The 21,218-nt window shown below is 45.7% G+C and carries 18 protein-coding genes; 8 read left to right on the top strand and 10 right to left on the bottom strand.

The features are described 5' to 3' along the window. Window positions 1-54 precede the first annotated feature (54 nt). Window positions 55-3,207, bottom strand: coding sequence for an efflux RND transporter permease subunit (locus tag ACLWBD_RS04260; protein WP_063208797.1), 3,153 nt, complete (start codon window positions 3,205-3,207; stop codon window positions 55-57). A gap of 207 nt (window positions 3,208-3,414) precedes the next feature. Between ACLWBD_RS04260 and ACLWBD_RS04255 the strand changes: the two genes are divergently transcribed. The 3 genes from ACLWBD_RS04255 to ACLWBD_RS04245 are packed head-to-tail and all read left to right on the top strand — an operon-like array spanning window position 3,415 to window position 6,548. Next, entirely contained in the window at window positions 3,415-4,188 is a 774-nt protein-coding gene (locus ACLWBD_RS04255) for a hypothetical protein (protein WP_253696880.1), read from the top strand. After that, a complete protein-coding gene (locus ACLWBD_RS04250; RefSeq protein WP_063208795.1) occupies window positions 4,182-5,642 on the top strand; it encodes a TolC family protein in 1,461 nt (486 codons plus the stop codon). Before ACLWBD_RS04255 ends, ACLWBD_RS04250 begins: the two co-directional genes overlap by 7 nt. A gap of 15 nt (window positions 5,643-5,657) precedes the next feature. Continuing rightward, complete coding sequence (locus ACLWBD_RS04245; RefSeq protein ID WP_063208794.1) at window positions 5,658-6,548, top strand: hypothetical protein; 891 nt, start codon at window positions 5,658-5,660, stop codon at window positions 6,546-6,548. A 34-nt stretch (window positions 6,549-6,582) separates the two neighbouring features. Here ACLWBD_RS04245 and ACLWBD_RS04240 read toward each other — a convergent pair whose 3' ends face one another. From ACLWBD_RS04240 to ACLWBD_RS04215, 6 genes are all read right to left on the bottom strand, one after another. Then, window positions 6,583-8,397: an ABC-F family ATP-binding cassette domain-containing protein gene (locus tag ACLWBD_RS04240; protein WP_063208792.1), complete on the bottom strand. Its 1,815-nt coding sequence runs from the start codon at window positions 8,395-8,397 to the stop codon at window positions 6,583-6,585. Between the two features lie 15 nt (window positions 8,398-8,412). Next, window positions 8,413-9,273, bottom strand: coding sequence for a trypsin-like serine peptidase (locus ACLWBD_RS04235; protein ID WP_413569661.1), 861 nt, complete (start codon window positions 9,271-9,273; stop codon window positions 8,413-8,415). After that, a complete protein-coding gene (locus ACLWBD_RS04230) occupies window positions 9,273-10,919 on the bottom strand; it encodes a hypothetical protein (RefSeq protein WP_413569659.1) in 1,647 nt (548 codons plus the stop codon). The genes ACLWBD_RS04235 and ACLWBD_RS04230 overlap by 1 nt, the downstream gene beginning before the upstream one ends. 169 nt (window positions 10,920-11,088) lie before the next feature. After that, on the bottom strand, window positions 11,089-11,748 hold the full coding sequence (gene aat / locus ACLWBD_RS04225) for a leucyl/phenylalanyl-tRNA--protein transferase (RefSeq protein WP_413569657.1): 660 nt from the start codon (window positions 11,746-11,748) through the stop codon (window positions 11,089-11,091). A 6-nt stretch (window positions 11,749-11,754) separates the two neighbouring features. Beyond that, a complete protein-coding gene (locus ACLWBD_RS04220; protein ID WP_413569656.1) occupies window positions 11,755-12,825 on the bottom strand; it encodes a PQQ-dependent sugar dehydrogenase in 1,071 nt (356 codons plus the stop codon). 14 nt (window positions 12,826-12,839) lie between these two features. After that, window positions 12,840-14,294, bottom strand: a complete 1,455-nt coding sequence (locus tag ACLWBD_RS04215) for a RecQ family ATP-dependent DNA helicase (protein ID WP_413569655.1) — start codon at window positions 14,292-14,294, stop codon at window positions 12,840-12,842. 225 nt (window positions 14,295-14,519) lie between these two features. Here ACLWBD_RS04215 and fusA point away from each other — a divergent pair, with 225 nt between their 5' ends. Then, window positions 14,520-16,628, top strand: a complete 2,109-nt coding sequence (gene fusA, locus ACLWBD_RS04210; RefSeq protein ID WP_063208782.1) for an elongation factor G — start codon at window positions 14,520-14,522, stop codon at window positions 16,626-16,628. A 442-nt stretch (window positions 16,629-17,070) separates the two neighbouring features. Beyond that, complete coding sequence (locus ACLWBD_RS04205) at window positions 17,071-17,439, top strand: fluoride efflux transporter FluC (RefSeq protein WP_063208780.1); 369 nt, start codon at window positions 17,071-17,073, stop codon at window positions 17,437-17,439. 62 nt (window positions 17,440-17,501) lie between these two features. Here the strand turns inward: ACLWBD_RS04205 and ACLWBD_RS04200 are convergent, their stop codons facing one another. Next, on the bottom strand, window positions 17,502-18,281 hold the full coding sequence (locus ACLWBD_RS04200) for a S1 family serine peptidase (RefSeq protein WP_063209568.1): 780 nt from the start codon (window positions 18,279-18,281) through the stop codon (window positions 17,502-17,504). A gap of 149 nt (window positions 18,282-18,430) precedes the next feature. Further along, window positions 18,431-18,904: a hypothetical protein gene (locus ACLWBD_RS04195; RefSeq protein ID WP_413569653.1), complete on the bottom strand. Its 474-nt coding sequence runs from the start codon at window positions 18,902-18,904 to the stop codon at window positions 18,431-18,433. Between the two features lie 102 nt (window positions 18,905-19,006). On the opposite strand from ACLWBD_RS04195, the gene ACLWBD_RS04190 reads away from it, so the two are divergent. The 3 genes from ACLWBD_RS04190 (at window position 19,007) to ACLWBD_RS04180 (ending at window position 20,628) form a co-directional block, all read left to right on the top strand. After that, on the top strand, window positions 19,007-19,846 hold the full coding sequence (locus ACLWBD_RS04190; protein ID WP_081112245.1) for a LysR family transcriptional regulator: 840 nt from the start codon (window positions 19,007-19,009) through the stop codon (window positions 19,844-19,846). Between the two features lie 100 nt (window positions 19,847-19,946). Then, window positions 19,947-20,177, top strand: coding sequence for a DUF883 family protein (locus ACLWBD_RS04185; RefSeq protein ID WP_063208773.1), 231 nt, complete (start codon window positions 19,947-19,949; stop codon window positions 20,175-20,177). A gap of 1 nt (window position 20,178) precedes the next feature. Beyond that, the gene (locus ACLWBD_RS04180) at window positions 20,179-20,628 is read left to right on the top strand and encodes a hypothetical protein (protein ID WP_253696877.1); all 450 of its coding nucleotides are present in this window, start codon (window positions 20,179-20,181) and stop codon (window positions 20,626-20,628) included. A gap of 73 nt (window positions 20,629-20,701) precedes the next feature. On the opposite strand, the gene ACLWBD_RS04175 is transcribed toward ACLWBD_RS04180, so the two are convergent. Next, window positions 20,702-21,181: a hypothetical protein gene (locus ACLWBD_RS04175; protein ID WP_063208771.1), complete on the bottom strand. Its 480-nt coding sequence runs from the start codon at window positions 21,179-21,181 to the stop codon at window positions 20,702-20,704. Between the last annotated feature and the right edge of the window lie 37 nt (window positions 21,182-21,218).

Here is a 21,218-nt window from a genome sequence, read left to right as displayed (position 1 = left end):
CGACAAATAAAAAAGGGAAGCTTTTGCTTCCCTTTTTTATTGTGCCTTAAAGACTTAAGCGTCTAAAGCCTCGTTCCCTACAGCGGCAAAGGCCTGTTTAGTTTTCTCTCGGACCTCATCGCGGGTTTTGAATTTATCCATCAACGAATAAACCACAGGAACCACAAACAGTGTCAAAGCTGTTGAAACAAAAACGCCCCCAATCAAACAGATCGCCATTGGTCGCATCGTCTCTGAACCGGCTCCCGTCGCCGTGGCAGAAGGGATCGCGGCAGCAATCGTGGCAATCGACGTCATCAGAATCGGACGAAGGCGAATCGGACAGGCTTCAATCAGTGCCGCATTAGCTTCGCTTGTTCCGCGGTCACGAACTGTGTTCGTAAATTCGATAAGAAGAATCGAATTCTTTTTCACAATACCCATCAAAAGAAGCAAACCGATCATCGAGAACATGTTCAAAGATTGCCCTGTGATCAGAAGGGCAAAGAAAGCTCCACTAAAGCTAAACGGCAATGCCATCAGAATCGTCACTGGATCAATGAACGAGTTGAACTGACTTGCTAACACCATGTAGGCAATGATCAGACCTAATACCAAAGCAAAGATCAAACTTTCAAAGGACTCTTTAAAGGTCTTAGAACTTCCACCCTGATCGATCATATAACCCGGCTCTAACATTTTCTTCGCCGTAGCCTCGACAAAATTCATCGCGGCCTGCTGAGACACGCCCGGCTTCATATTTGCTGTGATGGTGATCGCACGTTGACGGTTTGAACGCGAAATGGATTGCAAGCTTGAACCTTCCACCTCTTTGGTTACCCGTGGAAGCGGAATCAAGTTTCCTCGGCTGTTACCAACGAACAAAGTTTTGATTTCATCCATTGGTTTACCTTGATCTAATAGCTTCACCTTGATGTCGTAACGGTGACCGCCTTGAGGATACTCCCCAACCTTCACCCCACCAATCAACGCATTCACTGTTGAACCGATGGAGTTGATACTCACACCGTGTTGAGCTGCGGCGACGCGATCCGGTTGCACCTGGATTTCAGGCATACCCAAAAGATAGTTAGAATCCACGTCGACCATCAGACCGCTGTTTTCCATCTCTTTCATCATTTGCTCTGTGTATTTCGCAAGCTTATCCCAATCCGAGCCTAAAAGCGTAAACTCGATCGGATAACCACGGCCACCCGAGAAGCCCTGTTGTGATAAGTCCATCAGAACCGGTCGCACATCAGGAATCTTCGCAAGCTCTTTACGCGCAATCTGCATGAATTCTTGCTGAGACAGAACCTTGCCTGACGCCGGATCTTTTCCACGCTGTGGCTTTTCTTTCAAGGTCACAAACATCATCGTCGTATTCGCATCGGAAATACCACCACCGAATCCACCGATGGCTGCGTATACTTTTTCCACTTCAGGGCGTGCCATCAGCCACTGCTCTGCCTTCAAAGTCTGCGCGTTCGTGTAAGCCAAGGAAGTACCCACCGGCAAAACCAGACGAGCAATAAAAATACTTTGATCTTGGGCTGGTGACATTTCTTTATTTAAGAACTTGATCGAAACAAACGACACCGCCACGAACACCAAAGATCCCACTAGGACCTTCCAACGATGTTGAAGGCAGATGCGCAACCACTTGTCGTAAGAAACCTTCAATCCCTCCATAAAGGCTTCGAAAGCACGACCGATCTTTGTCGTTCTTTCACCATGGTGAACAAAGCCTGCACAACGCATTGGCGTGATCGTTAATGATTCAACCAAAGAAAGGAAAACCGCGATCGAGATCGTCACCCCGAACTGCATGAAGAACTTTCCGATAATACCTTTCATGAAAGCCACTGGAAGGAAGATCGCAATAACCGCTGCCGTCGCGGCCATCGCCGCAAACGAAATTTCGCGGGCGCCGAGAATTGCCGATTCGATACGTCCCCGTCCATTTTCATTATACCGGAAGATATTCTCTAGAACCATGATCGCGTCATCGACGACGATACCAATCGCAAGTGTAAGACCTAATAGAGTGAACGTATTTAGCGTGTACCCAAGGAAATACAAACCAATAAACGCACCTAAAAGTGACGTTGGAATCGAAAGAAGAACGTTGAAAGTCGCAGACCAACTGCCTAAGAAAAGCCAGCACACCAAAGATGTCAGCACGACCGCTAACATCAAGTGCTTATTCAATTCATGCACAGATTGTTCAATGAACTTAGTACTGTCAAAGTTCACGTGGATTTTCATACCTTCAGGAAGCTGCGGTTGAATCTCTTCAATCTTTTCTTTCACGGCACTGGCAACGGCCACGGCATTAGTGCCACGTTGTTTACGAATACCCACACCCAATGCAGGTTGTCCGTTGAAGCGCGACATTCTGGTGATTTTATCAAGCCCCATGCTGGCATCAGCGACCTGATTGATTTTCACCATGTTCGTCGGATCAGCCACCGTCACTCCGGCACGACGACTGATCACGATAGAGCGGAATTCTTCTTCGGTTTTTGCCTCACCCATCGTACGGACATTGAAAGTTTTTTTGTCGGTCTCAATATAGCCACCTGGAAGTTCCGAGTGCTCATTGCGAACCGCATCCATCACGTCATTGACAGAAATATTGTAGCGAAGAAGATCTTTCGGGCGCACATGCACGCGCATCACAGGATCTGTATAACCACCTAGGAAAATATCACCGACACCTTCAACCGTTGTAAAACGATCGCGCAGGTAATCGCGGGCATAACTCATCAAAAATTCAGGATCGTTTTTATCGTAAGTCAGAGCCAACCATAAAATCGGTTGATCATCCGGATTCGTTTTTGAAAGTGTTGGAGGATCCACATCATCCGGCAAAAGACGCTGCGTCGCTGCGACCTTCGCTTGCACATCTTGCAAAGCCACGTCGATATTGCGATCAAGATCAAACTCGACGGTGATCGACGCATTTCCCGTTTTACTGCTGGATTTGATCGATTGAATGCCTTCAACTGTCATGAGGGCACTTTCGATGGGATCCACGACTTGTGTCTCCATGACCTCAGGTGCTGCACCGTCCAATGTAACACTGACGTTCACTGTCGGGAAATCGACGTCAGGCATTTGACTCACGCCCATTCTTGAGAACGAGATCAGTCCGAACATCATCAGACCAAACATTAACATCCAAGCAAAAACGGGATTTTTAATCGAAATATCAGAAAGTTTCATTCGGACCCCTCATAGAAAGAAATCTAGGTAAATCCTGTAAAATAGTCATTACGAAATTAGCAATGGCACGCCCCTGCAAGGCATTGAAATCAAATAAAAATTTGGGCCCCTTAGGAGGCTAATCGAAGTGTTGACACCGCCACTATGGAGGGCTATTCCTGACGCCGCATTTAATTCTAAGGCCAGTTGGTTTTTCAGGGGTGGGATATGAAACTATCGCTTCTTTTAGCTCTTTCACTTTCCGCAAGCATTTGTGCGGCTCAAGGCAAATCTAAAGCGCAAGTTCCTGCTGCTCCAGAACTGACAATGCGTGAAAAAGCCATCGCCGAATCTCAATCGGAAAGTAAAAAACAAGTTTCTGCCAGCGACGCTCAAGTTTCAGGAATGTTAACACTGAAAGATCCACGCCCTGAAGTTGTGACTCGTTCATGGTCTTACTTCGCGGCTTTCACGGGTCAAGCTTTCCAAGCAGAAGGCACCGTCTCTAAAGAAGGTTCGGGCGTTTTCAATTTGGGAAACAACAGTCAAACCTTCATGCCCGGCCTTGAGTTGGGTGTGATCAGTACGCCGTTACAAACAAAAGCTCTTCTTTGGAAATTCGGTGTTCGTGCAAAAGCAGGATTCACTTCTCAAGAAACGGATGTGAAGTTGGAATCAGGTTACGAAATCAACGACGCTCGTTTAAACACAACAGTTTTCAGCGGTGGCCCTGTGGTTGCCATGTCTTGGGATCGCTTTGACTGGTTGTCTTTGACGGTGTCTCCGCAATTTGGAACTGTGATCTACACTCAATCAAGCTCTAACGATTTTGCGGCTTTCTCGAAGCAGGCAAGCTTTGAGTCTTGGGGTTACGGACTGGATGTGGCGCTTTCAAAAAAATGGTCCGTGTTTACAGAGTATTCTCAAAAAAGTCTTAAAGGCAGCAATGAAATCGCGCTTCAACGCGACAACTTTGAGTTAGGAACAAAAGTCACATGGTAAAAACATTTCTTGCACTTCTCAGTACGACGGCAATGCAAGGAGCTTATGCCCAAGCTCCTAAGGAAATCACTTTATCTCAAAAATCGGTGGCGGAACTTGTTTTGAAGCAAGGACCGAAGACGAAAGAAGTAAATCTTCGCTACCAAACTCTGCGTTTAACTCCGGTTCAAGCGCTTTCAGCGTATGACTGGAACTTGGCGATTGAAAGTGGTTTTGAATACGATAAATCTGTCGGCCTTCTGCAAACTTCAGATCCCGTGAACTCTAAGTATGAACGCTATAAAACAACAGCGAGTGTACAAAAGAACTTCACCTCAGGAACTCTTTTAGGTGTGGAGCTAAGCCGTCTTTCACAAAAAGTGGATACAGAAGGTTTTGCTTCCAATCCTCCACCCGCACAACAAACTTTAGACAGCGCAGGACTTATTCTTGAGCAAGCCCTTCTTGGAAACTTCTTCGGGGTTGCGGACCGTGGCACAGTGAATGCGGCGGAATTAACTTACGAAGCTCAAACCGTGGCTCGCGCTAATGAATTGGAAGACGTGGTTCTTGAGGCCATTCGCCAATTCTGGAACTCTTATGTTGCGCAAGAAAGCTTCAAAGAAGCAGTGAATTCTCGCGATCGTTATAAGAAGTTGGTTGATGCGGTAAAAAGAAAAACATCTTTGGGTTATTCTAACCCCGGGGACTTACCGCAAGTGCAAGCCGAATTCGAAACGCGTGAGCAACGTGTAAAAACAACGTCTCGCGATTATCTGAACGCCGTTGAAAATCTTTTGACGCTTCTGAATTTGGACCCCGGCACGAATGTGAAGTTTGAAATTCCAAACGACATCCCCGCAGTTCCAAAGCTTGTTGAAAAGAAAGTCGAAGAACTTCGCTTGATCCGCGCACAAAAACTCAGAGTCGATGCTGCTAAAGAATCTTTAGTAGCCGCAGAATCTTTGTCTTACCCGGATTTGGATTTCGTAGGTCGCGTTTACACAACCGGCGTGGATGAAGACGCGGGAGACTCTTATTCAGAAGTGGTTTCCGGAACTCAACCCAAATACTACATGGGACTTCGTTTCCGTTACTACTTCGGATCTGATTTACAAAATGAAACAGTTATCAATCGTAAGATGACAAAAGATCTTGAAGAGACGCGTTTACACCGTGCACTTCTTGAAGCGCAAGATCTTGAGTTCCAAGCAGAACGTAAGGTACATGCGGCTTATGCGATCGCGATCAGCACGAAAAAACAACGTGAATTCCGCGAGCGTGCATCACAAGAGCTGAACCGCTCTTACAATCAAGGTCGTACCGATATTCAAATTTTAATTACAGCTATGAACAATTACTTCGATTCTGAAGTGCAGTACTTCCGTTCTTTGGGTGATTACGCGATCGCCTTGAACGAATGGGCCGCCGCCAGAGACGAACTCATCCCTGACGAAACGGCTTCGGGGAAGTAAATACTTGGGGGAATTATGTTGAAAAAACTGATCCTAGCAACAGCGCTTCTAGGAGTGGTAGGTTGTGCTTTTAACAAAGACAATCCAAACAACAATGCCACAGAAGTGTCCGACAGACAGAAGCAATTAAACACGTACAACCGTGTGACGGGTTTCTATACCGGCAAACTAACAACAACGGCAACTCAGCAGGACGTTGAACTTCGTCTTTTCACTTTGGAAGATGAGTCCGGCACAAATGCCAACGGTGAAGAACGCTACCGCATTGTTTTGCGTGGCAAATTCCAGTTCAACAGCAACAAGCTGCAATTGGTAAACATGAAAGCTCGTTTCATCCCGGAAACTTCAGAACTGATTCTGAGAAATGAAGCTGCAAGCCCTGGTATCGACGATGTTCACACGATCAATGCAAAAGTAGTTGGTCAAAAAATCGTCGGCGAAGTGAAATCTGTTTCAGGCGTAATCGGCGTCCTTGATTTGACACTGGCTTCAAATCAATCTTCAGCTCCAGGTAACACCGAGGAAAATGAGTTCTATGAAAGACTTCGTCGTCAGTATGAATCTTTTGCGGGAACTTATGTTGGCAACAACGTGAAGGATGGCAAAGCCGCTTTCCAATTCCAGATCCGTTTGCAAGTGGTTAAAGAAGGTATCGTTCCGAAAATCATCGGCGAGCTGACTCGCTCTGACGATCCGAAAAACACGGCAACATTGACGCTCACAGGCCTGTACCGTGGTGAAACAACTCCACCTAGCCTGGTATTGACGGGCATTCCTCGTTTGTTCCCTTCTTCGCCTTATAAAGCGACGATTGACGGTGTCCTTGATGGCGACACTTATAAGGGAACTTGGGTTTCCAATGTAAACGGTTTTGAAGGCGAATTTGTCTTAAACAAAATCAAATAAGAAATTAAAAAGGGAGCTTTGAAGCTCCCTTTTTTTATCCACCGGCACTTTTCTTTTCAAGTTCTGCCCATCGAGCGTAGAGCTTTTCCAGCTCAGCTTGAACCTTTGAAATCTCAACGTAAAGCTCCTGAACCTTCGACGCTTGACTGACGACTTCAGGTTTCCCAGATTCAATTTGCAGCCCACTGAGCTTTTCTTCCAAACCCAGAATCGTGGCCTCCATGTTTTCAAGCTCGAACTTTTCTTTGAAAGACAGCTTTCCCGGTTTCGCGGCCGCCTTAGTTTCAGCTTCGGCTTTGGCTTTCTTTTGTTCTAAAGCCTCCAGCTCTTTTTGTTCCTCGTACCACTCTTCCCATTGCAGATAACCGGCGAAATTTTCTAAGCTGGTCGTTCCGTCAGGCTTTTTATGAAAGGCAAGGATGGTTGAAGCCACCTGATCCATGAAGTAACGATCATGCGTCACTAAAATGACAGCGCCGTTAAAATCCTTCAGCGAGTCTTCTAACACCGTCAATGTACCGACATCTAAATCATTCGTCGGCTCATCCAGAATCAAAACTTGGGCTTCATTCAACATCAATTGCGCTAAACGCAGTCGGCTCTGCTCCCCGCCCGAAAGTTTTTCTACAGGAAGATCCATTTGCTGACGATTGAAGAGGAATCTTTCCAAATAACTGCGCGCAAAAACGTACTGACCTTGATAATGAACGTAATCACCTTCAGGGCAGATATTTTTTAAAACAGACTCTTTCGGCTTCAAGGTTTCACGATTCTGCTCGAAGTACGCCACTTTCAGTTTGTCGGCGCGAGCCACCCGTCCGGTATCGGGCTGCTCTTCACCTAAAAGGATGCGAATCAACGTCGACTTACCCGAACCGTTGTCTCCTAAAAGAGCCAAGCGTGTTTTTGGATTTACCAAGTAAGAGAAATCTTTAAAGAGCACACGACCATTGTAGGCCTTCGTAATGTGATCGACTTCCATGAGCTTCTGGGGATTTCTTTCAGCGTCTTTGAATTCAATCTTTGCCACGCGTGCCGCATTTTTAGCAGCCAGCTCTTGAACGTCCTCTTTCAAATCGCCCGCTCTTTCGATGCGTGCTTTTTGTTTGGTTTGACGAGCTTTTGCCCCACGACGAAGCCATTCCGTCTCGCGACGGAGAGTGTTCTTAAGAACAACTTCTCGCTGCTCTTGGGCCTGAAGCAATTGATCTTTGGCTTCAAGATATTCTAGGTACCCGCCCTTTACAGACAAAAGATAGTTGGGATTCTTCGGATCTAAATCGAAAATTTTATTCGTCGCTCTTTGTAGGAACAAACGATCATGCGTGATGATCAAAGTTGCAAAAGGCGCACGCGAAAGAAATTCTTCCAACCAAAGAATACTTGTGACGTCCAGGTGATTCGTCGGTTCATCAAGCATCAAAAGTTCAGGTTCAAGGACAAGCTCTCGAGCCAGGGCAACGCGTTTACGCCATCCCCCAGAAAGATCCTTCACCAAAAAGTTTTCGCCAAACTGAGAAAGCTCTAAACGAGCCATCCATTCGTAACCATCCGCCAAAGATTCATGATAGTCCGCACACTTGCTTAAGATGGCATCCAGAATTGTTTCGTCGTCTTTAAAAAGCGGAGTCTGTTCAAGGAATCCCATGCGCAGACCTTTTTTCGCCGTCACATCGCCTGAGTCTGCTTCCATTTTTCCTGCAAGAATACGCAAAAGAGTCGATTTACCAGCGCCGTTAGGTCCGACAAGTCCTACACGCTCCCCTTCTTCAATGCCCAGACTGACATTTTTAAAAAGGGTTTTCCCGGCAAAAGCTTTTTCTAATTTATAGGTACTAATAAGAAGCATGGACCTAAAGTACGTCTATTTAGGCAGGTCCGCTAGGATTTTTTCGATAGGAACAATAAATTCGCCCGTACAGCCTTTTTCTTCACAGATTTTAAGATTGTCCTGGGAAGGGTCATTGCTATCTGTTTCAAAATCACGTTCTCCGGATGAAAGAAGACCGATAAGCTCGTGCGTTTCAGCATTGAACACAGGTGAACCAGAGTTCCCTTCAAAAACATCCAAGTTGGAAATTATCAAAGTCGGATCGCTCCAAAGCTCGCGAACGGTGCCTTCCGCATATTTCTTAAGACTTCCCAAGGGATAACCCAAGGAATAAATTTTATCGTCGCCCTTCACCTGTTTTTTTGAAAGCTTCGCAACGGAAGACTCCACTTTTTTATTAAGGCGAATAAGTGCGTAATCCAAACCGATTTCTAAAGAGTCTTTCTTAGCAATCACTTCTTTGCATTCCACCATCGCAGCAAGATCCAGAGATTCTTTTTGGTAATTAAATACCAGCGCGATGTTTTCACATTTTATGCGTTGAACACAGTGGCCTGCGGTCAAAACCAGATCCGGAGCCACCAAAACGCCTGAGCAAAAAGCCAATGAGGGTTGCTCAACCCAAGTTAATCCCAAAAATCCAAAAACATCTTGGACTGTCTGAACTTTATCGTGTTTTAAAAGGCTTGCAGCCATAGCCTTCGTCATCAAAGCCACGCTGGTGTCGGAATTTTTAGTTTCCAACGAAACATCTTTGATGGAATCAGCACCATAAATTACATGCGCCCGAGACGCTTTCCCAGAGTCTAAAAGAGATGTGGGTGCGGCATCAAACCCGCACCCTGCCATCTGAATAAAAATGATTCCTAAAAAGGCCTTCGCCCAATTGCGCATTAGTGTCCTCTTGTAAAATCCATCTCGCCTTGGTGAGCTTCAGGCAAGTGCCCCTGTGTCCAACGCTCTTCAATATTATCTTCGCTGACCACTTCGTCTTCAGTTCCCACATTCATCACTTTGTAAGTCGCTGTCGCGACTTCTTTGCCGTTAAAGTCAAAGATTGCCATACGAACATCAGCGGTTTCACCCGCAGGCGTGATTCGGCGAACTTCTGAAAGTTTCGTTTCTAAACCTTCAGAAACCACCGTTCCATTGACCGTCACTAATTGTGTCAGTCCACGGCGTGAAGCATCGCGACCCGAAAGAGCGAACTTCATCACGTTTTCATCCGCCTTCATATCCACATCCAAATCCCAGTGGCGAGCCAAAGTGACTGATTTAGGACGAGGAAGTTTAGCAAAGTTTCCTTTTTTATAAGCTTCAATTTCAGATGAAGATTTATTGTTCATGAAATTCATAAGCTCTGCATAAGTCACACATTTCACTTCAGGCTTACCGCAGACTTCATTTGCGAACTCAAAGAAAGTCTCAAAGTAAGCGCCACCCATCCACTGCGAAAAATGATGACCAATGTGAATCGGCGCACGATTTCCGTAGTAGTTGCGATCAAAGTAAGCGCGGTAAAGATTCATCATATTCGCTTTTGCTTTGGCTTTTTGTTTAGCCGAAACCATATTCAAGCAATCACGAGCTTTGTTGGCTTTGACTTGTTGGCCATTGGCATCGCGTTTCATAAGACTCATCGTTTCTGGCTCTTCCGTCAAAACGCGAGCAGAATCACGCACACAGAAGTTGTAATCCATCGAGATCCAGCGGCGAGCGCCACCTGGCTCTAAGATTTCCGCCAACGGGAAGTTCCAAGTGCCGTATTCATTGCGTTGAGGCCAATAGTTTTCATAATTCGTTTTGGAAGTGTCATATTGAATACCGTACTTAGGAAGATTCGGCCACAGACCATCACTGATCCCCAGAACAGGAGCTCGAAAGCCTTTGATTTCATCGCGGAATAAAAGGCCACGCGATTGTTTCGCCGTGGGGCGAAGACCGTTAAATCTGAACACGTTATCTAAAATGGTATAAAATTGCTCGAACTCAGATCTCCAGTCCGCTTCAGACCAACGCAGATCCCATTTCCAAATAATTTTGTTATTTTCATCGCGATCACATTTGCGTGTCAGCTTATTCATACTGCATTGTGCGTATCCCGCATCAAAGTGTCCCACCGCATGCGAACCAATTTCGTGCCCTTCAAGATACGCATCGTTCATATGATCAATGCGTATAGATACGTCGGCATTGTCATCACCCCAGCCAATCGCAGATCCACGATTTTTCACGGCCACCGTCTGACCATTGCGAGATTCAAGACGACTTCCCGGAGGTTGATAATTGCCTTTAGAGTCTGGTGTTAAGAAGTAAACCGGATTGATAAAGTAAGTAAAACGACTGTCGACGCCGTGGCTTTTCTTAAGCTTCGTGAAATCACGAGAATACTGCCATACATCGTTGTTATAAGAACCATCAAATGCCAATAAAACGAATTGAGGAGGTCTTTGAGTGCTTGAAGATGACTGGGCCATCGCCACCTCTTGAGTCAGCATACCTAAAGCCATCAAACCTTTAGTAATCCATTTTTTCGACATTTCAGAACCTCCCGCCGTATCTTTCATACACTCGTGAGTACTTTTGCAACGGGTGTGCCGCTAAAAACCTGCTTTGGGAGGCTTTCAAGATGTCGAGATTTTAATCAAGGAACAATTAACGGTTCACACGTCTCAGAATGAGACGCGAGGTCTGAAGGTCGTCAGGTCGCTAGGCAAGTCCGAGTTCCCGATGGCGTTCTTCTAACATTTCCAAATAGGTCTCACGATCCACATACTTACCTCCCATACTTTCTACGACAGGCGTAACCATCTGTACATCAATCCATTTGTGACCTTGCCCTTCAAGCAGCTCAATCAAGGCCCACAACGCGATCTTCGAGGCATTTGGTTTTTTATAGAACATACTTTCGCCGCTGAACACACCTTGAACGAGAACACCATAAATGCCGCCGATCATAATGTTGTCTTCGCGCACTTCAACACAAAGACAGAAACCCTCTTTATAAAAATCCAAGTAAGCTCGGCGCATGGCGGGAGTGATCCAGGTTCCCTCTTGTCCTGGGCGAGGCTGCTTGGAACACTCTTCAATCACCTGGTGAAAGGCGGTATTCACCGAAATTTGAATCTGCGGATTTTTGCGACGAAAACGGCGCAAACTCTCGGGGACTTTGAAATCTTTAAACTCTAAAACGCCGCGCTTTTCAGGAGAGAACCAAAGCATCGGTAGTCCCGGTTGAGGCCAAGGAAAAATCCCGCGTGAATATGCGGCAAACAAAGTGCCAACATCAAGCCGCCCGCCGACAGCGATGATTCCTTCTGCCAGGGTGTCACGGGGATCTGGAAACTCTACGGAAGAACGCATGTGCATGAAAAATTAATTTCCTTGATAAGTGATTTGATAAATCACACCCGCTTTGTCGTCAGAAACCAAGATCGAACCGTCTTTTAAAACTTCAATATCGACCGGGCGTCCCCACGCGGAATCCCCTTGCAACCAGCCATCAGCAAAGGTCTCTGTTTTTTGCGCCTTAGAACCATCTAACTTCACAAACGTCAAACGATAGCCCTGCGGAGTCGAGCGGTTCCATGATCCGTGTTCAGCCAACAGAATGCTGTTCTGATATTCTGCGGGAAACATCTTCCCCGTGTAAAAGCGCATCCCCAAAGGAGCGACGTGAGCACGCAACTCAACAACGGGCGCCATATAGTCTGCACATTTTTTACCCTTACCAAATTCAGGATCTAAAGTGTCTTTTCCATGACAGAAAGGAAAACCAAAGTTTTCACCCACTTTCGTCAAACGATTGACCTCGCAAGGCGGACGGTCATCTCCCATCCAGTCACGGCCGTTGTCGGTAAACCAAAGTTCTTTTGTCGTGGGATGAAAATCAAATCCGACGGTGTTACGAACTCCTTGTGCGACTTCCTCTTTGCTATCTCCATTCACGTCGATGCGATAAATACGTGCGTAATCCTTTTGCGGATCACAGATATTGCAGTTCGCACCGACAGGAACATACAGCTTTCCATCGGGACCAAAACGAATGAACTTCCAGCCATGATGAGTGTCGCTAGGAAACTTTTGCGCCAAAGTACGAAGAGGCTTCAACGGCTTCGTGATAGGCTTTGAGACATCGTATTCAGAGATCTTGCTGATTTCTGCGACATAGAGTTTACCATCGCGATAGGCCACTCCATTGGGAGAATCCAAGCCTTCTGCGACAACGGAAGTTTTTCCATTTTGCACGACATAGACTTTGTCACCGGTGCGCGAACCGACAAAGACACGACCATCTTCAGTCTGCGCCAACGAGCGAGCTCCAGGAACCGTGGCCCACACCGACACCTTAAAACCCTTCGGCATTTTCAATTTTTCGAGGGGCAATTTCGCAGCAAGTGAGTTCAAAGAAATAAAAATTATAATTCCAAAAATCAAACGTCCCATCACTCCTCCAAATCTCATCTTTGGTTTTCAACTGACGCTTTGCAGACGTCACACTTTCCGCAAGGCTCATCGTGGATATGTCCGAAGTAAGCGTAAATCAGATTCATGCGGCACGTGGAATCCTGCGACGCCCACTGCACCATTTTCAAAAGCTTTGTATTCTGTGCTTTCAAAATCTCCACGCCATTTTCCGTCTGAAACTGCTCATCCGTGGGCGCGTGCACACAAATGTATGGAAATGGATCGTCCGATTTTTCCAAACATCCCCAGCGCTCCAGAATACTCACTGCTGCTTCAGAGCGGAAGTCGCGACGGTTTCGGAAATTCATCTGCTCGCGCAGAAAATCAAAACCACCTTGATCGACCTGCATGCGCTTTTCTTCGATCAACTGATAGATTTTGCGAATGAAATCCGGCTCTGGATGAGACCACTTCAAGAACTCCATCTGAATGGTGACATCATCCTGGTCATAGAGCAAATGGCAAGAGGCCTCTTTGCCATCTCTGCCTGCACGCCCCACCTCTTGAAAATAGGACTCTAAAGCACTTGGAGTTTCCATGTGCACCAGAAGTCTGACATTTTCTTTGTCAATTCCCAAACCGAACGCTGGCGTTGCAATCATCAAAGGATTTTCTTCACTGATAAAACGAGTTTGATTGCGCTTGCGATCTTGAGGTGAAAGGTCGCCGTGATAAACCAGGTGCGGAATGTTCATTCGGTGTAATGCCGAAGACACCTTTTTCAAGGTCTGGATCAGCGAACAATAGATAATGGCTGCTCCGGGATTTTGATGACGAAGTCCCACGATGCCGCGGATCTTTTCATCGATGCCGTAGATATCATGAACATTTAGACTTAAATTCGGCCTTTCAATTCCCGCTGAAATAATCGGTGCCTCGGGAATAAAAAGTTTAGACAGAATGTCTTTTTGAACCTCGGGTGTGGCCGTTGCCGTCAGCGCCAAGGTGGGAGGATTTCCCAGAATTTTACGAAACTCTCCCACGCGAGAGTAATCGGGCCGGAAGTCATGCCCCCACTGAGAAATACAGTGCGCTTCATCCACTGCCAGCAATTGGATCTTGCGACCCTCAATAGCCTTTAAAAATTCGGGTTTGCGAAATCGTTCCGGGGTCACGTAAAGAAGCTTGTAATCCCCTTTGCCCAATCGCGCCTGACGCGCCTCCCTTTCATCTTTCCCCAAAGTGGAGCTTAAAAAGGTCGCCGGAATTCCGAATTTTTCGGCCTTAAAAACCTGATCCTGCATCAGGGCGATCAACGGGGAAATGACCACCACCAGGCCTTCGCGGAGTTTTGCCGGGAACTGAAAGCAGAGACTTTTTCCCATTCCCGTGGGCATTAATGCGAGTAAGTCTTCGTTTGCCCAGACTTTTTGCAGGATGTGCTCTTGCTCGCCCCGGAATGAATCAAAGGGGAAGGCGGTTTTCAAAAGGCTTTTTAAATCGGTCATGTTTTGAGGTTATCATAGGGGGCTTTTAGGAGAAGGTTTTACCCCCTGCCAAAAGAATTTTGTGGCATTGCGTCGTAAGGGTGGCGTAGAATCTTCTTTTGCACTTATTTGTAATTGATGGTACTTCGAATACTTTCATAAAAGTTAACAAAATCAGTGGCTAAAATCGACTCCGAAACGGAGTTTGGATAAATCACTTAACGACCAAATACGAAGGGTAAAGATATGTCCAAAAAGTGGAATATTGATATGGTCAGAAACATCGGTATCTCGGCTCACATCGACTCGGGTAAGACGACGACTTCTGAGCGTATTTTGTTCTATGGAGGAAGAATCCACGCTATCCACGAAGTTCGTGGAAAAGACGGCGTTGGTGCAACAATGGACTCCATGGATCTAGAGAGAGAAAAAGGTATCACAATCCAATCTGCTGCGACTCAGGTTCAGTGGAAGGATTATACAATTAACTTGATCGATACACCGGGGCACGTGGACTTCACAGTTGAAGTTGAACGTTCTCTTCGCGTTCTTGACGGTGCGATCTTGCTTCTTTGCGGTGTTGCCGGCGTTCAATCTCAATCCATCACTGTTGACCGTCAGATGAAACGTTACAACGTACCTCGTTTGGCTTTTGTTAACAAATTGGACCGCCAAGGTGCGAACCCTTACCGTGTTACTGATGCTTTGATCGAAAAATTGCGTTTGAACGCAGTTATGATCCAAATCCCAATCGGTTTGGAAGATCAACATCGTGGTCACGTTGATTTGACTGACATGAAAGCTTACATCAACGAAGGTGAAAACGGTGAAACCGTTTCTGTTCAGGACATCCCTGCAGACCTAGTTGAAACAGCTAAAAAATACCGTCAAATCATGATCGGTAAATTGGCTGACGTTGACTCTGCTATCGAAGAAAAATTCTTGATGGAAGAAGAACCAACAACTGAAGAAATCCGTGCGGCTATCCGTAAAGGAACTATCAGCTTGAAGTTCGTTCCAGTTCTTTGCGGTTCAGCGTTTAAGAACAAAGGTGTTCAACGTTTGATGGACGCGGTTACTTACTACCTTCCTTCTCCTGCTGAGAAAAAAGAGCAAGCTCTTGATCTTACTAAGAACGAAGAAAAGTTTGACCTATTCCCAGACAGCACAAAACCATTGGTTTCTTTGGCGTTCAAACTTCAAGAAACTCCATTTGGTCAGTTGACTTACATGCGCATTTACCAAGGTAAAATGGGCAAAGGTGATTTCATCATCAACCAATCTAACAAGAAATCTGTTAAGATTCCTCGTTTGGTTCGTATGCACTCTGATAAAATGGAAGACATCGACACAGCTTACGCTGGTGACATCGTTGCATTGTTCGGTATCGACTGTGCGTCTGGTGACACTTTCTGTGACGACAAAATTGAAGCTTCTATGCAATCAATGCACGTTCCTGATTCAGTTATCAGCTTGGCTGTTGCTCCAAAAGACAAAGCCGGTGCTAATAACTTCTCTAAAGCGTTGCAAAAATTCCGTAAGGAAGACCCTACTTTCCGCGTTCACCGTGACGAGGAATCCAACGAGACTATCATCTCTGGTATGGGTGAGTTGCACTTAGAGATCTACATCGAACGTATGAAACGTGAGTTCAACTGTGAAGTGATCGTGGGTCAACCACAGGTTGCTTACCGTGAGACAATCTCTCAAGAGGCTGCTTACGATTACACTCACAAAAAACAAACGGGTGGTTCGGGTCAATACGCGAAGTGTGTGGGTAAAATCCTTCCACTTGCACCACAAGAAGACGGTTCAACGTTTAAATTCGTTAACAACGTTGTCGGTGGTCGTATCCCTAAAGAATTCATCCCAGCTGTTGAAGAAGGTTTCAAAGAGCAAACTGTTAAAGGTCCTCTTATCGGCTTCCCAATCGTGGGTGTTGAAGTTCACTTGGATGACGGTGCCTACCATGACGTCGACTCTTCATACATGGCGTTCAAAATCGCTGGTATGGCGGCTCTTCGTGAAGTGTACCCTCAAGCAAAACCAACTGTTCTTGAGCCTATCATGAAGCTTGAGACAACAGTTCCAGACGAATACCAAGGTGCAGCTGTTGGTCAAATCAACCAACGCCGCGGTACTATCGTAGCTACTACAGCTTTCGAAGGTAACTGTGTGATCGAAGCCGAAGTACCACTAACAGAAATGTTCGGTTACTCTACGGATCTTCGTTCTGCGACTAAAGGTAAAGGTGAGTTCTCTATGGAATTCGCGAAGTACGCTGCTGTACCTCGTAATATCCAAGAGGAACTTGTTAAGAAATACCAAGCGAAGCGCGCAGCTGAGCAGAAGTAATTCTTGGTTCTTTTTTGAATCACAAAGCCCCGTGGAGACACGGGGCTTTTTTTTGCCTTTTTCGGGCTGTCGTTGCGAGATTGAAAGAGGGTTTAAGGGTTAGCACTTCGTGCGGCACGCCTTCGTGGCTCAGTCGGCGCCAACGGCTTTGCCGTTGGTTCGGGCCGTCCAGGCCCCGCCGAAGGCCGCTCTACGTGTTAACCCTTAAACCCTCTTCCAATCTCGACGAAGTCCGGGTAGGCAAAATAAAAGTCCCTGGTGTTGAGTGTTTTGAGTTCAATTTTTTGGAATTACTTCTGTAAATTCAGCCTGTGTTTGTCTAGCGGAACAGATTCTGTTTTTTACCGACACGCGATGTGTGGTGATTGATTCATTCCATTATTTAGGAATGTCCTTTTTGTATGTTTTGACATTAAGGTTTTGGTTTTGCTTTCATAGGGACATGCAAATTCTTTTTGTTATTTCTTTTGGTGTCCTGGGAGTTTTGAGTCGCTATGGAGTTGATCGTTTGATTGCGCCTTCTTCGGCGGGATTTCCTCTAAGCACTTTTACAATCAATATTCTGGGATGTTTTGTTGCGGGTGTTATTTATGCTCTGGGGGAGCGTGGGATCATGTCGCAAGCTTTGTTGACGGGATTGATGGTTGGCTTTTGTGGTGGGTTCACTACTTTTTCGGCTTATTCGGTTCAGTCTTTGGATTTACTTTTTAAAGGGAAGGCTTTTTTGAGTCTTAGTTATTTGATTGCTAGTCCCTTGTTGGGATTGCTTTCGGCTTTTGTGGCCGTTCTTGTAACTCGTCGAATGATTTGATTTTTTGTTTCTTAATTTGAAAAGAAAAAAGGGAAAGGTTTGATCCTTTCCCTTTTTATTTTTTAGCGAGCTGTTTGCTCAATCCATGTTGTTGCTTCGCTGACTTTCGCGTAAACGCCTGGAAGGTTTGCTCGAGCGCAGCCTTCACCCCAGCTGACGACTCCGATAAGAACACTTTGTCCCATCATGCCGCCTCTTGCGATCAAGGGGCCTCCGCTATCGCCTTGGCATGAGTCTTTTCCACCACGTGCATAACCTGCGCAAAGCATGCGGCTTGTGATGTTGTTTTTGTAGTTCTTATTGCAAAGTTCGTGCGGTACTAAAGGCACATCTACTTTTTGCAGACGTGATGGCAAGCTGTAAGAGTTCTCTCTCGTTGCGCCCCACCCTGCTACTGTCGCTACGATTTCGCCATCAGCCGTTTCAGGAACTTCGATTTCGGTTGTGTTGATCGCGATGGGCTCATACGTAGAATCTTTTTGCAGCTCGATCAAGGCGTAGTCGAAGTCGGCATTGTTATCATCGTATTGTGGATGCGGAATCACGCGCTTTGTTTTAATCACTTCGGCTTTAGAGATTTGTTTTTGGTCGTGCAATCCGATGGCTACACTTCTTACGGTAGAACCTTTTACACAGTGAGCAGCCGTCAGCACCCAGTTTTTGCGAATCAACGATCCGCCGCAAAAGTGGCCTGTTGAACCCTGCAAAGATACGATGAATGGAAATTCACCGGGAGTGGCTTCGACTCCGCCTACGATTTTTGATTGAACGTCGTCAACGGCCCATGAAGTGCCCGTTGTCAGAATAAGTACTGCTAAAACAAGATGATTCAAAAACTTCATTACGTTCCCCTCTTGGTAATGAGTATTAAGACTTTTCTCAGTTTTGCAGTTTGCTTGTCTTACGACAAAGGTTTGAGGCAATACCAGACCTAGGTAGAGGTTCAAAAGCACAGCCTTGGCGAGCTTCTTATCAAAGCCCGCCGACATGTTTATTTACAATCGTCAATATGACGTTCTTGAAGTGGTGTGCTGGCTGAATGCACAAAGTTATAACCGCGGATCTTCGCAGATACCTTTTCTTGCAAATGAACTATACATTTTGTGTTTTCCCAATCCGGGTAAGCAAGTTTAGTTTGGGTTACCGTGATGTCGTAATGTTCTGTTGCCGGATTATTCTGAATGACGTCTTCGATACTTGTTGTTTCGTAAGTAGCCATGCAAGGGGCATTTTCGCCGACGTTGCGATGATTCAGAACTGTCACGGCCGCTAGTCCCGGAATTAGAACTTTGACCAAATAAAGTTCGCCGTAGCCCGCATTGGTCTTACGCACTTGGGCCGTTGAAATATCCACTGGCAAGCGGAATGTCTTTTCGGAAATAACTGTCTCTGTGGTGTTCGCGTTGGCATTGAAGCTCACGGTCAAAAGGAACCCAAGCCCTAAAACGATCTTAACTAGTTTCATATATCCCCCGTTTGGTGTTATGTGCAAAGCACGGGGCTATATTTACTATAAACTATGATAATTAAAATTGATGATTATCTATAACTGTGATTAATTTTAACTATGGATATTGACGTTCTTAAATACTTTAAGACTATCGCTAGAACGGGAAATATGTCTCGCGCGGCTCAAGAGCTCCATGTCAGTCAACCGACACTGACCGTAGCTATGCGTAAGCTCGAGGACATGTTAGGAGTCACTCTCTTTGAACGGTCAAAAAAAGGTGTGACGTTGACTCCGACGGGCCTTCAAATCTATCAGTACTCAGATCAAATGCTGGAGCTGTGGGACGAGATGGTGCGTGAAGCCGGATCTTTAGATCAAACGGTCAAAGGCACTGTGCGTTTGGGTGTACACCCTTCCGTAGGCCGCTATACACTGCCCGTTTTTTTACCGACATTATTGAAAGATCATCCGCAACTCAACGTACAATTAATGCATGATCTTTCGCGAAATATTTTACAAATGGTTCGTGATAGTTTCGTCGATATCGGTCTTGTCGTAAATCCTGAAAGGCATCCTGATCTGGTTATCAAAGAGATCTGCGCAGATGAAGTGACGGTTTGGAAAAAGAAGGGTGCTCCGATTCAGGACACATTGATTTATGATGCCAATCTTTTTCAGGCTCAAACCATTCTGGAACGTCTTCAAAAAAAAGGCATTCGCTACGCCCGTAAGATTGCATCTTCAAATTTAGAAGTCATCGCGACTCTTCTGCAAGCAGGTGCGGGGCATGCGATTCTTCCTAAACGCGTGATTATGTCGAACTTCTCTTCTATCGAGGAAGCCCACGATCACGTGGCAAGCTTTAAGGACTCCTTGTGCGTAGTCTATCGTCCTAGTCTTAAGCGCACCGCCACGGGAAAAGCTATCTTAGAAGCGATCTCTAAATCCAAATTCTAATCGAAAGCTCCAGACCATAGACCTGGAGTCCGCCTTCGAGCTAAAACTGAGAGCTCATTCTGCCGAAACAGAGAAATATTTATCAACCTAGGACGGCAGCATGGATCGCAGTGAATTGATTGCGGAAATTAAAAAGCAACTGCAAGAAGAATTGCAGCACTACAAAAAGTCTTTGGAAGACAAAATTCCTGACGAACAAAAGAAGCAAGCCAAAGAAGCCAAGGACGTTGCGACGGCTTTTGTAAAAGAAAATCCGTGGGCTTCGGTGGGCATGGCTGTTTTGGCCGGGTTCGTTATTGCGCGTATGATTTATAGAAGGAAGGACGATTAGTATGATGAAGCTTCTCTTACCTCTTCTTTCATTTTTCATGGGCAGTGCGAAGAATCTTTTTAAGGAGCCTGGGGTTGCTTTGACTCAGCAACTTGTTTTGCATTTAAGATCGCTGGGTTTAATCGTTACTTCGTGCATTGGAGCACTGGCGCTTTTCTGCGTAGGGCTTTCATTGTTGATTTCTCGAATCGCTGGTCAGTTTGACAGTGACGAAGCTTTTTATTTTTCAACAGGCATGTGGATCTACTTGGGAATGACGTTGATCTCAGCGGCCGTTTTAATTTACAGCCTTCGTCGGCAAACATGGCTTAAAGCTATGGGCTTTGGTGAAAAACCTTCGAGTAGCCAAGGAAAAAGTGGTGCTCTCGAAAGTGCTGTCGCTTTACTAGTGATGGATTTTGTAGAAGAACGCCAGAGTCGGAGAAAAGAAAAAGAGTCTGAAGCTTCTTAAAAAATGAATGCTCCAAATAAAAAAGGCTGACATAACGTCAGCCTTTTTACTTCAATAATCTTGAAATTAGATATTATAAAGGCCAGCGATTGCAGAACTCGTTGCTATCAGAAGAAATCGCTTTACCTGTCACCTTATCAACCACAGTCGTTACGATTGTCGTGCAAGTTTCAGAAGCACTGATGTCTTCCTGAACTGTCGTCGTGTAAACGATCACGTCACCGCGATCTTCTTTTTTCACATTTGTAGTTACAGGATATGTTTTGCCAGAAGGAACTGTGAAGATCTCTCCGATCATTCCGCCGCCGTCATTATAACCACCACCATCGAAGTAACCGCCGCCTTCACTGCGATCGTTACCTTCGTAAGTTTCTTGACGAGGATCCACTTCTTCACCGCCGCCATCACGTTCATCGCGGTCTTTAGGAGCTGGTTCAGATTTACCTTTTCCTTTTTTTGCGGAAACAACGTCTTCCGCCTGAGATGCAGTAGCTACAGCAGAGTGAGCTGTGAATGACAGAGCAATAAGTGCTACGAATAATACTGATTTCATGAATAACCCCTTTTGATATCGAAAGGAGTCTTTACCA

This window comes from Bdellovibrio sp. HCB117 (genome assembly GCF_047305915.1).
Lineage (GTDB): Bacteria > Bdellovibrionota > Bdellovibrionia > Bdellovibrionales > Bdellovibrionaceae > Bdellovibrio > Bdellovibrio bacteriovorus_B.
The sequence above is the reverse complement of the archived record's forward strand: the minus strand, read 5'-3'. Positions and strand labels throughout refer to the sequence as shown.